The following is a 14,467-nucleotide window of genomic DNA, read 5'->3' as shown; positions in this document are numbered from 1 at the left end:
GGTCAGTTCCTGATCGCCCAGAATTTCAGCTCAAGCCCGGTGAACTCGCCGGACACGTGGAAGGCGAAGCCGCCGGAGCGTTCCAGCTGCGCCAGTTCCTCGGAGCTGAGCTCCAAGGCGAAGTAGGTCTTGCCCGAATGGAAGGGGATCTGCCGCGGTGCCACCGGCAGCGGTTTGACCTTGATCCCCGGCAAGTGCAGGTTGACCAGTTGGCGAATACGCTCCACCGGGCCGACCTTGAGGTGCGCGGGCAAGCGTTGGCGCAGCTCCTCGGAATCACATTGGGCGCTGGCGGCGAGTACGAAGCTGGAGGTGCCGAGCAGCTTGTGGTCATGCAATGGCGACACCTGGATGCCGTACTGGCGCTGCTGCAGGAGCATCTCGATAGCGTGCTGTTCGAGCACCATCGACAGCACCTGGCGGATGGCGTCCATCAACTTGCGGAAGCTCATACCCTGGTCGCTGTGCAAGTAGCGGCCTTCCAGACGCGGGCGCTTGGTCTCGCTGGAGAAGGTCGCCAGCTCACCGAGCAGACCGACCAGCTCACGGTAAATCTGCTCCGGATGCACCTGCTCGACGCCCAGGTGGTGGCGCAGGATCGGCTCGTAGCGGTTGATCAACTGCAGCATCATGAAGTCGCCGACCTCGGCACCGCCCACCTTGCCGGTGGCGCGAATGCGCTCGGCAAGGATGTCGCCACGGTGGGCAAGCATGCTGATCACTTCCTTGAGGCAGGACAGCAGGTAGCCGGAGGCCTGGAAGTTGACGTAGGTCGGGCTGAATTCCGGGTCGAGGCTGATCACCCCGTCCGGCGTGGTGTCGAGCACGTCGCACAGCTTGAGTTTCACGTAGGCCTGATCGCTCTGCTGCTCGCCGAGTAGCAGGCGGAAGTCCGGGCGACCAGTGCTGACCTGGCTGACGCTGCTGTCGCCGGCGTTGCAGTCGGCGACTTCCTCATCGAAGGCGACGTAGCGCGCCAGCACGTCACGCTGCTCCGGGCGGCGGCTCTCGATGTGGTTGCCGGTAACCAGCGGCAGAGCCAGGTAGACCGGGGTATTGCCGGTGTTCGGCGGCACGTCCAGGCCCAGCGGCTCGCGCTCGGCGCCAAGGTCGAACAGGCTGCCGTCGGGCAATACACCACTGGCCTTGCTCACCACCAGCTTGCCCATGTTGAGAAACTGGCGGTCAATCTCCAGCTCGAAGAAGCCCCAAGCGTAGCTGTCCAGCTTCTGCGTGCGCACCTTGAGCTGCTGGTCGAAGTAGCGATCGTTCTGCTGGAAGTGCTGCGGACGCAGCAGCATACCTTCCTGCCAGATGACTTTGTGCTGACTCATTGACCCTGCTCCTGCGTGTCATCGAGGTTGCGAATGCCGCGCTCGTTCAGGCTCAGACGCGCCTGGTTGCGCTGCACCGCCTCGACCGGGATGACATAGCGCCAGCTGGCCTCCGGCAGGTCGCGGTAGGCGGCGAGCACGCCAACGTAACGGCTGCCTTCCTGCACCGAGAGTTTCAGTTCACGGGTTTCGCCTGGGCGCAATTCCAGCTCCTCGAAGGCCACGAGGTCTGGCGACAGGGCCTCCTTGGGACGCTGGTAGAGCGAGAAAAAATCAGCGTTCTCGAAAGCCACCGGATGCTTGAGCTCCATCAGACGGATGACGATGGGCGATGGGCGCCCATTAAGGTCGGGGTTGAGCTGGTCGCTGCCGGCCAGGCTCAAGTCCAGCTTGGTCATGGTCGAGTAGGGCGACATCGCGGCACAACCAGACAGGGTCAGCAGCGCGGTACAAAAGGCCAGGGAAAGCAGGCGAGGCATGGCGTTCATCCTTGAAGGTCGGTATTGAGAGTGGCGATCAGGCGAACCTGCTCTTCGTAGGCACTGGCAAAATCACGCGCGAACAGGCGATCGCTCCAGTCGTCGTTCTGTTCCAGCGAGGCATGCAGGCGGCGATAGGCGCGCCAACGGCCACCATCGGTCGGTAGCAACGGCTTGCGACCATTGCGCTCGAAACGCATCGTCAACTGCTCGGGAGAAAACTGCTCGAAGATGCCCTGAACCGCTGCGCGGCTGGCAGCGAGTAGCGCCACCTGGTGCGCTTGCAGGTCGCGGAAGCTGCGATTGATGGCCTGCTCGGCCGGCAGTTGGCCGGGTTTACCGCCGCGCAGCAGCGCTGTCAGCGTCTCGCTGGTATCCAGCCCATGCTTGAGCGGATTGTTACCAGCGCTTTGCACCGTGGTCAGGGCCAGACGCAGTTCGTTCTTCAGCTCGCTGCGGGTACGCAGAGCCTGCTGCAGGCTACCAACGCTCTGCTTGAGCAGCTTGGCCGCGTTCAGCGTCAGGGCCTGACGCGCTTCTTCATCGAGGTCATCGAGGCGTACGCCGAGGGCGTCGGAGAACTTCTCCCAGAAGGTCGGCGGCAGGCGCTCGGGCTCGGGTGCCGGCTTGGGCTGCGGTGCGGGCGTCGGCATCACCAGTTCGGGCACCAGCAGGTTTTCCTCGTCGATCTGCGCATAGTCGCGCTGCTGCGCCTGGGCGGTGCTGGGGCGCAGCACAGCGGTGAGGTCATCCACCTCGGCGTACACACGCTCCTGCTGATCCAGCGCGGTAAGCGGGTCAAGATCGAGGAAGGCGTCATCAGGGATGATGCTGCCGGCGGCCTGCGGCAAACCGATATCGCCCTCGAACATGGCAGGGTCACGCACCAGCCGCGCACGGATTTCGAAATCGCCCAGGCAGTACACGCTGCCGTGTTCGATACGCTGCGGGCTGCCCTTGGCCAGGCTGGCGCCGCTGTCCTTGAGCTGAATGCCATTGCTGCTGGTGTCGGTCAGGAAGAAAGCGCCATCGCGATAGCTCACTTCTGCATGCCGACTGGAGAGCACACGCTTGCGATCGGGGATCACCCAGTCGCATTCCTCGGCCCGGCCGATCACGCCGCCGGCCTGCTTGAAGGTTTTGGTGGTCAACAGACCTGGCACGAATTGCTGCGCGCTGACCACATCGAATACCAGTTCCATGGTGAACCTACTCCTTGCGGTCAGTGGCCGCGTTTCTCGGCTTGCGGGTCGCCCAGCGGGCGGTATTGGTCGTCGCTGAACTTGTAGTTGCCTGTGCAGCCGGCCAGGGCAATAGCCAGGGCGAGCAAGGCGGCGGTCCGGTAGCGATGCAGCATGGAGTACGCTCCTTAGGTGGAAGTGGATGAAAGATGAGTGGGCATGCTCAGACCTCGCTTGGGCTGATCTTCAGCCGTTGCATGCGGTACAGCAGGGTGCGCCGGGGCAAGCCCAGCTCGTTGGCGGCGTTGGTCTGGTTGCCGCGGTTCTTGCGCAGGCAGTCGAGCAGCAGATTGCGTTCGAGGCGGTCCATACGCTCGCGTAGGCTCAGCGGTTCGCTGCCTTCGCTCTGGGTCTGCTCCAGATTGAAGTGCTCGGGCAGCAACTCACCGCCTTCGCAGAGCAGTACTGCACGCTCGACCAGGCCCTTGAGTTCACGCACGTTGCCGGGGAAGGCGTAGCCAGCCAGATGCTCCAGGGTGGCATCGTTCCAGCGGCAGGCATCACGCTGCAGCAGACCACTGGCGGTGCTGGCGAAGTGGCGCGCGAGCAACAGGATGTCTTCGTCACGTTCGCGCAGCGCTGGCAACTCGATGGGGAAATGCGATAGGCGGTAGAACAGGTCTTCGCGGAACCGTCCTTCCTCCACGCGCTTGCGCAGTTCCTGGTGGGTGGCGGCGACGATGCGCACGTCGACCGTGTGTGTCTCGCTACTGCCCAGCGGTCGCACTTCACCTTCCTGCAGCACGCGCAGCAGCTTGGCTTGCAGCGTCAGCGGCATATCACCGATCTCGTCGAGAAACAGCGTGCCACCGTCAGCTGCATCGAACAGACCCGGTTTGTCACGGTCGGCGCCGGTAAAGGCGCCCTTGCGATAACCGAACAGCTCACTTTCCAGCAGACTCTCCGGCAGCGCTGCACAGTTCTGCACGATGAACGCCTTGCTGCGCCGCGCACCACAATCGTGGATGGCGCGGGCAACCAGTTCCTTGCCAGTACCGGTCTCGCCAGTGAGCAGCACACTGACCGGGCTGTGTAGCACCTTGCCAATCAGCTGGTAGACGCGGCGCATGGCCTGGCTTTGGCCGAGCAATCCGTAGCCGCTGGCGCATGGCGTGCCCGGAGTAGACGAGACGGTTACAGCATTGGCGGCACCGTCGACAACCGGTGCACGCAGGCGCTGCAGCAGGTGCAACTGAGCCAGGGTGAATCGACCGAGCTGGGCGAAGGAGGCAGCAAAACCTTGCAGGATGCGCCGCTCGTGGCTGGCCACCAGCAGCAGGCCGCGGGCATGGCCAGCTCCATCGTGCAGCGGCAGACACAGCAGGCTACGCCAGGCACGACCACCTTCCGGCAGGCAGGCAATGTTGTGCAGACCGCTGTCGAGTTCATCAATGCATAGCAACTGGTTCTGGCACAGGCAGTACTGCAGCAATTGCTCGCCGTCGTAGTCGCTGGGTAGGCTGGCTGACTCGCGCGGTTGCAGCAGGCCGTCGAGCCACTCGGCGGACAGGGTCAGGCGGGTATTGGTGTGATCCAGCAGGTACAACTGGCCCAGCGCGCAGTCGGCCAGCTCGGCAGCCGCACGCACCAGGTTGGCGAGCAGGCGCTCACTGCTGGCGGCGCTCGCCAGTTCGGCGTAACGGCCGAGCAGCGCTTCGGCGTAGCGTAGCGGTTGCGGGACTTCGGCGAACATCGGCGACACCTCAGGCGAACTCGCAGGTCACAGCCGAATCGCCGTCCAACGTGGCGTGTACACGTTGCAGGCTCTCGCCGGCAGCCATGGCATCGAGCAGGCGGTCGACCACCAGTGGCTGCAGGTGCTGATCGATCAGGTGATCGATGAGACGGGCACCGCTGTCACCATGGGTGCAGCGCTCGGCCAGGTGTTCGACCAGGGCGTCGCAGTGACTGAAAGCAAGTTGGCGACGCGCCAGGCGCTCGCCGAAGCGGGCCAACTTGAGGCCGACCAGCTGGCGCAGCAGGTCGTTGTCCATCGGGTAGTAGGGCACCACGCGCATACGGCCGAGCAGGGCCGGTTTGAAATGCTGGGACAGTTGCGGGCGGATGGCCAGTTCCAGGTCTTCGGTCGCCGGACGCTCACCGCCGGTACAGAGGCTGGCGATACGCTCACTGGCGAGGTTGCTGGTCATCAGGATCAGCGTGTTGCGGAAGTTGATCTCGCGCCCTTCACCGTCGTTGGCCACGCCCTTGTCGAAGATTTGGTAGAAGACGTTCATCACGTCCGGGTCGGCTTTCTCCACCTCGTCGAGCAGAATCACCGAGTAGGGCTTCTGCCTTACCGCCTCGGTGAGCATGCCGCCTTCGCCATAACCGACGTAGCCGGGCGGTGCGCCGATCAGGCGGGAGACAGTGTGCTTCTCCTGAAATTCGGACATGTTGATCACGGTGAGGAAGCGCTCGCCGCCGTACAGCAGATCAGCCAGGGCCAGGGCGGTCTCGGTCTTGCCGACGCCGCTGGGGCCGACCAGAAGGAACACGCCAACTGGTGCATCGGGCTTGTTGAGGCCAGCGGCGGTGGCGCGCATGGCTTTGTCCAGCGCCTGGATCGCCTGCTCCTGGCCACGCACGCGCTGGCGCAGGTCGTCGGCGAAAGTGATGACCTTGGTGTTGTGCTCACGCGCCAGTTGGCTCAACGGTACCCCGGTCCAGTGGCTGATCACCTCGGCCACCAGGCGCGGGCAGACCTCGAAGCTGACCAGGCGCTCGCTGGCCTGGGCGGCAGCCAGCTCGGCCTGAATGGTGCGCAGTTCGGCGTCCAGCTCCTCCAGACTAGGGCGTGGTTCGTCGCTGGCGTCCTCGTCGTGACCCAGACGCGCCGCGGCGCATTGCTTGCGCTGCTCCAGCAGGCGTTCGGCCAGCTCGCGCTGTACGGCCCAGCGGGTCTCCACCTGCTCCAGTTCGGCGCGGGCGGCCACCAGGCGGCTTTCCAGCGCATCCAGGGCTTCGTGGTCGATATTCAAGCCGGCGTCCAGGTCGCGACGCATGGCTTCACCCTGGCGCTCGCCCTCGGCGATCTCGCCGCGCAGGCGCTCCAGCGCTTCGGGCGCAGCAGCCAAGCTGATGCGTACGCGGGCGCAGGCAGTGTCGAGCACGTCCACCGCCTTGTCCGGCAGTTGCCGACCTGCAAGGTAACGTGCCGACAGTTCGGCGGCGGCGACCACCGCGTCATCACGCAGGTAGATGCCATGACTCTTCTCGTACACCGGCGCCAGGCCGCGCAGGATGGTCACCGCTTCATCGACGGTGGGCTCATGCAGTTGCACCGGCTGGAAGCGGCGGGCCAGGGCCGGGTCCTTCTCGAAGTACTTCTTGTATTCGCTCCAGGTGGTGGCGGCGATGGTGCGTAGCTCGCCACGGGCCAGCGCCGGCTTGAGCAGGTTGGCCGCATCACCACTGCCGGCCTGGCCACCGGCACCGATCAGGGTGTGGGCTTCGTCGATGAACAGGATGATCGGCTTGGGCGAGGCCTTGACCTCGTCGATCACCCCTTGCAGGCGGCGCTCGAACTCACCCTTGACGCTGGCGCCGGCCTGCAGCAGGCCGAGGTCCAGGCACAGCAGCTCGACGCCCTTGAGCACCTGCGGCACCTCGCCGGTGGCGATGCGCAGGGCCAGGCCCTCGACGATGGCGGTCTTGCCGACGCCGGCCTCGCCGACCACGATGGGGTTGTTCTTGCGGCGGCGGGCGAGGATATCGACCATCTGACGGATCGCGCCGTCGCGGCACAACACCGGGTCGAGCTTGCCGTCGCGGGCCTGCTGGGTGAAGTTGTGGGTGAAGCGCGCCAGGTTGGATTCGACACCGGCCGCCGGCTTGCCGCCCGCAGTCTGCGGCTGCTGGCTGAGGGCAAAGTCGCGCAGGCGCTCGGCGTTGAGCTTGCCCAGCAGCGCCTGATAGCGGCTGCCGGCATAGCGCATGGGGTTGCGCAGCAGGGCGAGGATCAGCGCGGCCTGGTCGATCTGGCTGGCGCCCAGTTCCAGGTTGGCCACCAGCAGCGCGTCCTGCAGCCACTGCACCAGTTCGGCAGAGAACACCGGGTTGCGCGACTCGCTGTGCTCGCCACGTGGCTGCAGCGCCTGGGCCAGCTCGCCGGCATCGATCTCGGCATCCTGCAGGGCACGCGCCAGCAGGCTTTCCGGGCGTTCCAGCAGACCCAGCAGCAGGTCTTCGACGAGGATCTTGTTGCCGCCGCGTACCACGCAGCGCTCGGCGGCCATTTCCAGGTCGCGCTTGCTCGCGGCATCCAGGGCTTGAACCAGTTGTTGCAGGTCTACGTTGATCATTTCATCTGTCCTTAATGAATCTTGCTGCCAAGGGTCACGAGGCCATCGGCGTTCTCACGCCCGAGCCAGGTGGTCCATCCCAGCAGGCAGGGGTTGCCTTCGCCAATGCGCAGGTCGCGGATTTCGTCCTGACGCAGTTCCAGGCGGATGTCGTAGTCCAGTGGATCGCGCAGGGTGAAGCGCACCAGCGCACAGAGTGGCTGGTAGCCCGTGCCGATCGGCAGGAACTCGTGAAAGCGCGTCCAGCCAAGCTGGCGCACGTGAATGCGGAACTTGCCGCCGCGGTCGCGTACGCGCTCACCGAGCACGGTGTCCTCACCGAGACGGCTGTTGGCGAGGCCGAGGCGGTTGCGCTGCTCGTCCAACACGATTACCTGGCGCTCCAGGCATTGCTCGATGAACAGCTCGGCGTGCTTGAAGTAGTAGCGCAGCACCGACTCGATCAGCGCCGCCGAGTGGGCACGCAGGCTGAGCAGGCCTAGGTAGGGCAGCAGGCGCTTCCAGTTCAGCTCCTGGGCCTGGCGGATCTGCTCGCTGCCCAGGCCAATCAGGGCGAACAGGTGCGCAGAGAAGGCATCCATCGCCCCGCTCTGGAAGCTGGCGCGGTAGCGGTACTTCTGCCAGATCGGCAACAACAGGCGCTGCAGGCGGTTGTTGAACAAGTCGAGGAAGTCGCGAGTCGGGTTGCCGTCCTCGCTGTCGCCCAGCGCCTGTTCGCTATAGAACGCCGGCAGCGGCGAACCGCCGCCAAACAGGCCGACCAGGTTGACGCGCATGCGCGCGCGCAGTTCGCCGTGCTCCTCGAAGAACTGCACGCGATCGATATCGCTGCCAGGGAAACCCAGGCTCGGATTGGCCTGGAACTCCAGGTATTCGTAAAGGTGCTCCTCATCCAGATGCGGATGAGCAGCACCCAAGCGCTCCAGCACCAGCTGTACGGCCTGGAACAGGCTGTACTCGCGGATGCCTTTGCTCAATCGACTTAGAGCAGGGGCTGCTGCCCCATACGTGGCGTCCATTTGTACAACTCTCCCTGTGTGCTCTGTACGTGCAGCTCGTGGTAGCTGTTGAGGCTGGCGTACAGGGCGAAAAATTCATTGAGTACCGAGGCGAACAGAAATAGATCGCCCTCACCCAGGTAACCTTCCGGGTTCATGGTCAGTTCGGTGCGTACGCCGCGTACCGGCAGGCCGCGGTGCAGGCGGTCGACGTGACGGTGACCGATGTTCTTGAGGCCGCCGAGCAGGCGCTTGCTGACGCGCTCGGCGTGCTGGTCGTAGTAACGCGGTAGGTCGTAGGTTTCGAGGATCACCTTGAGCGCCTCGACGTTGGCAAGCGACAGGTAGTTCAGCGACATGTTGGAAATCAGCTTCCACAGAAAGTCGCGGTGCAACGGCGGCGCGTAGCACGGCGTGACCGCGCTGATGTTGCGGAAGCTGAGAAAGTCCGGAGTGTCCTCGCTGGGCAGGCAGATATCGCCCAGACGCAGCTGACGCGGCAGGTTCTGGTTGGTGCAGGTCAGCTCGATGGACAGCGTCTCGTGCTGGTCGAGGTTGCGCAGGCCAAAGCTGAGCCAGGTTTCCAGGCCATCGCCGAGCATCGAAGGCTGTTGGCGCACGCTGTAGTGCGGGCGTGCCACCGGCACGTCGAAGCTCGGGTCGTGCTCGAACGACTCGAACGGCACGTACTCTTCGTAGCCCATGCCGCCCGGCTTCCAGCCGGTGACCCGGTCGACCGAGAACACACCGCAATGCCGTGAATCGAACTCGGCCGGCAGCAACAGATACTGATCCTGCTTGCCATCGAGACGGATCGGGATGGCATCGTGCTGGAACAGGTTGACCACCGGCGTGCAGTACAGACGCACATTCTCCAGGGTCGGGCGAATGCGCTGCACGCCGGACTTGTGGATATCGAAACGCAGCTCCAGGCCTCGCGCCTGCTTGAGTAGATCCTCGGGCAGACTGTGGATGGCATCCAGACCGAGCAGGTCGACGAAGAGGAATTTTTCCTGGAAGGCGAAGTATTCCTGCAGATAGCGATAACCGCGGAAGGTGTTCAGCGGATAGGGAATCAACGCCTCATCCTCGTCGAAGCCCACCGGCTGAACCTGCTCGGGCTTGAGCTGCAGCGTGCCAAGGGTCTGGCCGAAGGCATCCTGCATCGGCTTGCCGGCGGCATCTAGCAGCACCAGTTGGATACCGCCGAGGTTGCGCAGCAGCGCCAGGTAAAGCATCTGACCGATATAACGTTCGCCCGCCAGATGCAGACGCAGCTTGTTCAGGCCAATCTCGCCGATATGCCCATCGGCGGTCATGCTCAGGCGCAGGCTGAGCAGTGCACCGTCGCCCTTGACCGAGTAATCCAGGCCGCTCAGCGCCAGCGGCAGTACCTCGGTGGGGAAGCAGGTGCGAAAGCGGCAAGTGACGCCCTCGATGGCCTTGGCCTCCACCGGGGTACCACGACTGACCGGCAACGCTGGGCCGGGGCGGGTCAGCGGATCGAACTGGAGCATGCTGAAGGCCGGCAGCGGGCGCATGTAATTCGGCCACAGCAGGTGCATCAGTGAATGGGTCAGTTCTGGCAGTTCGTCGTCGAGCTTCTGCCGCAGACGCCCGGTCAGGAATGCGAAACCTTCGAGCAGACGCTCGACATCCGGGTCGCGCCCCGCCTGGCCGAGAAACGGCGCCAGCGCCGGGCTGCGCTCAGCGAAGCGCTTGCCCAGTTGGCGCAGAGCGGTGAGTTCGCTTTGGTAGTAGTGGTTAAACGACATACTGTTTGCTCATCCCTGTGCTTGACGTCACGGGCACAAGGCCGTGTCGTGGATCGTCCATATATTTATGGCGCGGCCTTTACGCTCGACAGGTGAGTGCGCTAGCTGTCCTAGGAAGCCTCCCCTATCGAGCATGATCGACTCACCGTTGGCGGCAATGTCCAAGCGGTAGCCTGCTGGGAGGCTCTTATCGATGCTTTCATCGAACGAGATATGGGACAGCACCTCTACGGATCCACCTGCATCCAACCGTTGGCCAGGGACAAAAGGAGCCTTGGCGTTGGAGTACTCGTGGACGGACACTTCGACGGGATAAGCGCATGCGTTCTCGAAGTGGACAATAAATGCCGTTTTCGGTTGTGCGCTGCAGCCGACGGCAATGAACGAGCAAAGCAGAAGACTTCGCTTAAGCATTGAATTTCACCCGTGCCAGCCATAGCAGCCCTTTGACATCCTTCTCCGCCGCTACGGAGCGCGCCCAATAGTCCTGCATGTTGCTCGGACCATTAGAGTGGTAGTGCATAAGGTCAATTTCTCCGCTGGCTGGAACTGGGTTGTTCTCCAGCGGCGTCTGAGTGAGGATCGTAGAAGTCGACTTGTGGCTCCATGAATACTCTGGGATCACCCCTCCATCGCCATATTCGTTAAGGATGAGATGGCCCAGTTCATGGGCAGCGGTATGCTCGAAATCCTGATCAGCGAAACTGACCGGATAGTTAGCAGCGGCCCACCAGCCTTGGTTGTGATAGATCTTCTTGAACATGGCAAAGCTGGTGGAACGGCCGAAGTCGTCGCTGATCGAGGCAATCAAAGGAAAGTTCTTGGCACTTGGTTCTTTATTAACCTGCGCAAAGACTTTGACTTGGAAAACACCCTTTTCAGTCTGGATAGGAGCCCCAATGACACCGCGACTTCCATCACGCGACCAGTAACGCTCGACACCTGCCTTGGCTAGAGCCTTGAGCTCACCGAATGTTCTGGCCGTGAGCTTATCGTTACGTCCGGAGACACCACCATCAGAAAAGCTGGAGCGAACGGTAAGTTCCACTGAGCCACCATTGCGATCTACCCGTGCATCGACCCAGTCCGCTTCCTGTGAAGAGTTCCCCAAGCGCAACTCTGTCACCTGCTCCTCAGCACCCTTACGGGCTGTGAGCCGTACCAAAAGCTTTTCGCTCTTCAACACTCGAGTATCAAGAATCCCGCCCTGATCATAGCCATCCCACTGCCAAAGGTGCTCCCCCTCGGGTAGCAATGGTGCAATATCGGTTTCGCTGTAAAGCAATGCTTCACCATCAAATACCTCCAGAGTCAGGCTGTCGGCCTCCTGCTTGCGATTGCGTATCAGGAAATCGATAGTTTCTAGGTTCTTCGTCGTACCTTGAGCCAACTCTTCGTAATCAGGGATCATCAGGGGCGTGAGCACATGATTCCCTCCACGCTTAAGGCTGACGCTGTAATCCAGCCCCGTTTGTTCGTCTGCTTGTGCCGAAGGAACAATTGCGTTGACGACAGCGGCCACCGCAGCAGCCAGAGAAAGAGGTGCAACCGGGCTAAACCCCGCCCCGCCGCCGCTAGCCCCAATAATCACAGTCCCCGACCCACTCACCACCACATTGCCATGGCTCCCCACACTGCCCACCACCGCCGCAGGCTTGCCATTGATCAGCACGGTGGGAATCACCGCGCCGGCCATGGCGCCGCCGCAGGCGGAGGGATCGCCCATGCGGGCGGCGGGCAGGCTGTCGAACAGCACGTCGGGCGAGCCGGCGGCGATCGGGTTGGTGCCGTGGCCGGGGATCGGGCAGGCGGTGGGATCGCTCAGGCGGGCGGCGGGTTTACCGGACATGTGAGGCTCCTGGGTTGACGTTGACCTGACCGCTGCCATCCAGGCTCGCGGAGAAACTGACCTGACGCTTGATGCCGTCCATTTCCAGCATGGCGTCGATAGCGAAGGCCTGACGCAATGGGTCATGGGTACGCGGCAGGGAGATCACGCGCACCTGGGTCAGTCGTGGTTCGTACGCCTCGATAAAGCGTTCGATGGCGATACGCGCCTGCTGCAGCGAGTCGTGCAGCGACAGACGCATATCGTTCAAATCGGGCAACCCGTAGTCGGGCAGCGTTTGCACGCTGCCCGCCCGGGTGCTGAGCATCTTGGCCAGATGGGCAGCCACCGAGGCCATGGCGGCGACCTCGCGGCTCCAGCCGGCGCGCTGGCCAGCCTCACCACCGAGGCGCTCGAATAGGCTGCCGTATCCGTTCATCGATGCTTATTCCTTGTCCAGCTTGCCGACCAGCGACAGGGTGAAGTCGGCCCCCATGTACTTGAAGTGCGGGCGCACGTTCAGGCTGACGCGGTACCAGCCCGGCTCGCCTTCGACATCGCTGACGATGACCTGGGCGGCACGCAGCGGACGGCGGCTACGCACTTCGGAGCTCGGGTTCTCCTGGTCGGCGACGTACTGGCGAATCCACTTGTTCAGCTCCAGCTCGAGGTCGGTACGCTCTTTCCAGGCGCCGATCTGCTCGCGCTGCAGCACTTTCAGGTAGTGGGCCAGGCGGTTGACGATGAACATGTATGGCAGCTGGGTGCCCAGCTTGTAGTTCAGCTCAGCAGTCTTGCCTTCTTCGCTGATGCCGAAGAATTTCGGCTTTTGCGTGGAGTTGGCGGAGAAGAATGCGGCGTTGTCGCTGCCCTTGCGCATGGTCAGGGCGATGAAACCTTCTTCGGCCAGCTCATACTCGCGGCGGTCGGAGACCAGCACCTCGGTAGGGATCTTGGTCTCGATTTCGCCCATGCTCTCGAAATGGTGCAGCGGCAGGTCTTCCACCGCGCCACCGCTCTGCGGGCCGATGATGTTCGGGCACCAGCGGAACTTGGCGAAGCTGTCGGTCAGACGGCTGGCGAAGGTGTAGGCGGTGTTGCCCCACAGGTAATGCTCATGGCTGTTGGCCACGTTTTCCTTGTAGACGAAGGTCTTCACCGGGTTGTCTTCCGGGTCGTACGGGTTGCGCAACAGGAAGCGCGGTACGGTGAGGCCAACGTAGCGGGCATCTTCCTGCTCACGGAAGCTCTGCCACTTGGTGAATTGCGGACCTTCGAAGTGGTCTTTCAGATCCTTCAGATCCGGCAGGCCGGTGAAGGTCTCCAGGCCGAAGAATTTCGGGCCGGCAGCGGCGATGAACGGCGCGTGGGACATGCAGGCCACCGAAGCGACGTACTGCAGGGTCTTGACGTCCGGGGCGCTCGGATCGAAGAAGTAGTTGGCGATCAGGGCGCCGACCGGCTGGCCACCGAACTGGCCGTACTCGGCGGTGTAGATGTGCTTGTACAGGCCGGATTGAACGATTTCCGGGCTGTCTTCGAAGTCATCGAGCAGATCTTGCTTGGAGGCGTTGAGAATCTCCAGCTTGATGTTCTCGCGGAAGTTGGTGCGATCCACCAGCAGCTTGAGGCCACGCCAGGAGGATTCCAGGGCCTGGAAGTCCGTGTGGTGGAGGATCTCGTCCATCTGCCGGCTGAGCTTGGCGTCGATCTCGGCGATCATGCGGTCGACCATGGCCTTCTTAACCGGCTCGTTTTCGTTCTGCGGCTTGAGCAGCTCTTCGATGAAGGCCGACACACCACGCTTGGCGATGTCGTAGGCTTCGTCGTCCGGAGTCAGCTTGGTTTCCGCGATGATGCGGTCGAGGATGCCGAGTTCAGCGGCGCTATGGCCGCCTTCTACTGCTGCGCTAGTCGTGCTCATGAATATGCGTCCTTGTCAGTGAGAATCAGGAATCGAGCTTGCCTTGGGCGGCCAGGCCCAGTTCGCCGAGCACGCGGTCACGCGAGTCGTCGTCGGAGAGCACGCTCTCGATGGCCTTGCGGAAGGCCGGGGCGTTACCCAGCGGGCCCTTCAGGGCGACCAGGGCATCGCGCAGCTCCATCAGTTTCTTCAGTTCAGGGACCTGATCGACCAGGTTGGCCGGGTTGAAGTCCTTCATGGAGTTGATCTTCAGCTGAACGGCCAGCTCGTCACCTTCCTGCTCGTCCTGCAGGCGGTTCGGTACGGCGAAGGTCAAGTTCAGCTCCTGCTTGGCCAACACTTCATCGAAGCTGTTCTTGTCGATGCTGATGGGCTTGCGGTCTTCGATCTTGCGATCGTCGGCACGCTGGGTGAAATCGCCGAGCACCATGAGTTTCAGCGGCAGTTCGATCTCTTCCTGGGCACCGCCGGTGGCGGGTTTGAAGGTGACGTTGATGCGTTCCTTGGGGGCTACCGAGCCTTCTTTGGCCATGGGTGTTCTCCTTTGCGTTGATGGCCCGGAGGCCTTGATTGGCGTGTTGGCG

12 protein-coding genes are annotated in these 14,467 nt (G+C 62.9%); all 12 read right to left on the bottom strand.

Annotation, left to right across the window (positions count from 1 at the left end; genetic code table 11):
* Positions 1-2: 2 nt before the first annotated feature.
* The 12 genes from tssK to tssB all read right to left on the bottom strand — a co-directional run bounded on the left by tssK (position 3) and on the right by tssB (position 14,415).
* Positions 3-1,334, bottom strand: coding sequence for a type VI secretion system baseplate subunit TssK (tssK, locus tag BM059_RS11685; RefSeq protein WP_037002148.1), 1,332 nt, complete (start codon positions 1,332-1,334; stop codon positions 3-5).
* Positions 1,331-1,813, bottom strand: a complete 483-nt coding sequence (gene tssJ / locus BM059_RS11680) for a type VI secretion system lipoprotein TssJ (protein WP_074938789.1) — start codon at positions 1,811-1,813, stop codon at positions 1,331-1,333. The genes tssK and tssJ overlap by 4 nt, the downstream gene beginning before the upstream one ends.
* 5 nt (positions 1,814-1,818) lie before the next feature.
* Complete coding sequence (gene tagH, locus BM059_RS11675; protein ID WP_037002146.1) at positions 1,819-3,015, bottom strand: type VI secretion system-associated FHA domain protein TagH; 1,197 nt, start codon at positions 3,013-3,015, stop codon at positions 1,819-1,821.
* A gap of 20 nt (positions 3,016-3,035) precedes the next feature.
* Positions 3,036-3,170 (bottom strand): hypothetical protein, encoded by a 135-nt coding sequence (locus BM059_RS11670; protein WP_017676356.1) that lies wholly within the window; start codon positions 3,168-3,170, stop codon positions 3,036-3,038.
* 47 nt (positions 3,171-3,217) lie between these two features.
* On the bottom strand, positions 3,218-4,747 hold the full coding sequence (locus BM059_RS11665) for a sigma-54-dependent Fis family transcriptional regulator (RefSeq protein WP_074938787.1): 1,530 nt from the start codon (positions 4,745-4,747) through the stop codon (positions 3,218-3,220).
* 10 nt (positions 4,748-4,757) lie between these two features.
* Entirely contained in the window at positions 4,758-7,358 is a 2,601-nt protein-coding gene (tssH, locus tag BM059_RS11660; protein ID WP_074938785.1) for a type VI secretion system ATPase TssH, read from the bottom strand.
* 11 nt (positions 7,359-7,369) lie between these two features.
* Complete coding sequence (tssG, locus tag BM059_RS11655; RefSeq protein ID WP_074938783.1) at positions 7,370-8,377, bottom strand: type VI secretion system baseplate subunit TssG; 1,008 nt, start codon at positions 8,375-8,377, stop codon at positions 7,370-7,372.
* Positions 8,341-10,131, bottom strand: a complete 1,791-nt coding sequence (tssF, locus tag BM059_RS11650; protein ID WP_074938781.1) for a type VI secretion system baseplate subunit TssF — start codon at positions 10,129-10,131, stop codon at positions 8,341-8,343. The genes tssG and tssF overlap by 37 nt, the downstream gene beginning before the upstream one ends.
* A gap of 406 nt (positions 10,132-10,537) precedes the next feature.
* On the bottom strand, positions 10,538-11,980 hold the full coding sequence (locus BM059_RS25815) for a PAAR domain-containing protein (protein ID WP_074938777.1): 1,443 nt from the start codon (positions 11,978-11,980) through the stop codon (positions 10,538-10,540).
* A complete protein-coding gene (gene tssE / locus BM059_RS11635; RefSeq protein WP_037002139.1) occupies positions 11,970-12,398 on the bottom strand; it encodes a type VI secretion system baseplate subunit TssE in 429 nt (142 codons plus the stop codon). Before tssE ends, BM059_RS25815 begins: the two co-directional genes overlap by 11 nt.
* A gap of 6 nt (positions 12,399-12,404) precedes the next feature.
* Complete coding sequence (gene tssC, locus BM059_RS11630; RefSeq protein ID WP_037002138.1) at positions 12,405-13,883, bottom strand: type VI secretion system contractile sheath large subunit; 1,479 nt, start codon at positions 13,881-13,883, stop codon at positions 12,405-12,407.
* Between the two features lie 25 nt (positions 13,884-13,908).
* Positions 13,909-14,415 (bottom strand): type VI secretion system contractile sheath small subunit, encoded by a 507-nt coding sequence (tssB, locus tag BM059_RS11625; RefSeq protein ID WP_017676347.1) that lies wholly within the window; start codon positions 14,413-14,415, stop codon positions 13,909-13,911.
* Between the last annotated feature and the right edge of the window lie 52 nt (positions 14,416-14,467).

The organism is Ectopseudomonas composti (genome assembly GCF_900115475.1).
Classification (GTDB): domain Bacteria; phylum Pseudomonadota; class Gammaproteobacteria; order Pseudomonadales; family Pseudomonadaceae; genus Aquipseudomonas; species Aquipseudomonas composti.
This window is presented reverse-complemented; position numbering and strand designations above follow the sequence as displayed.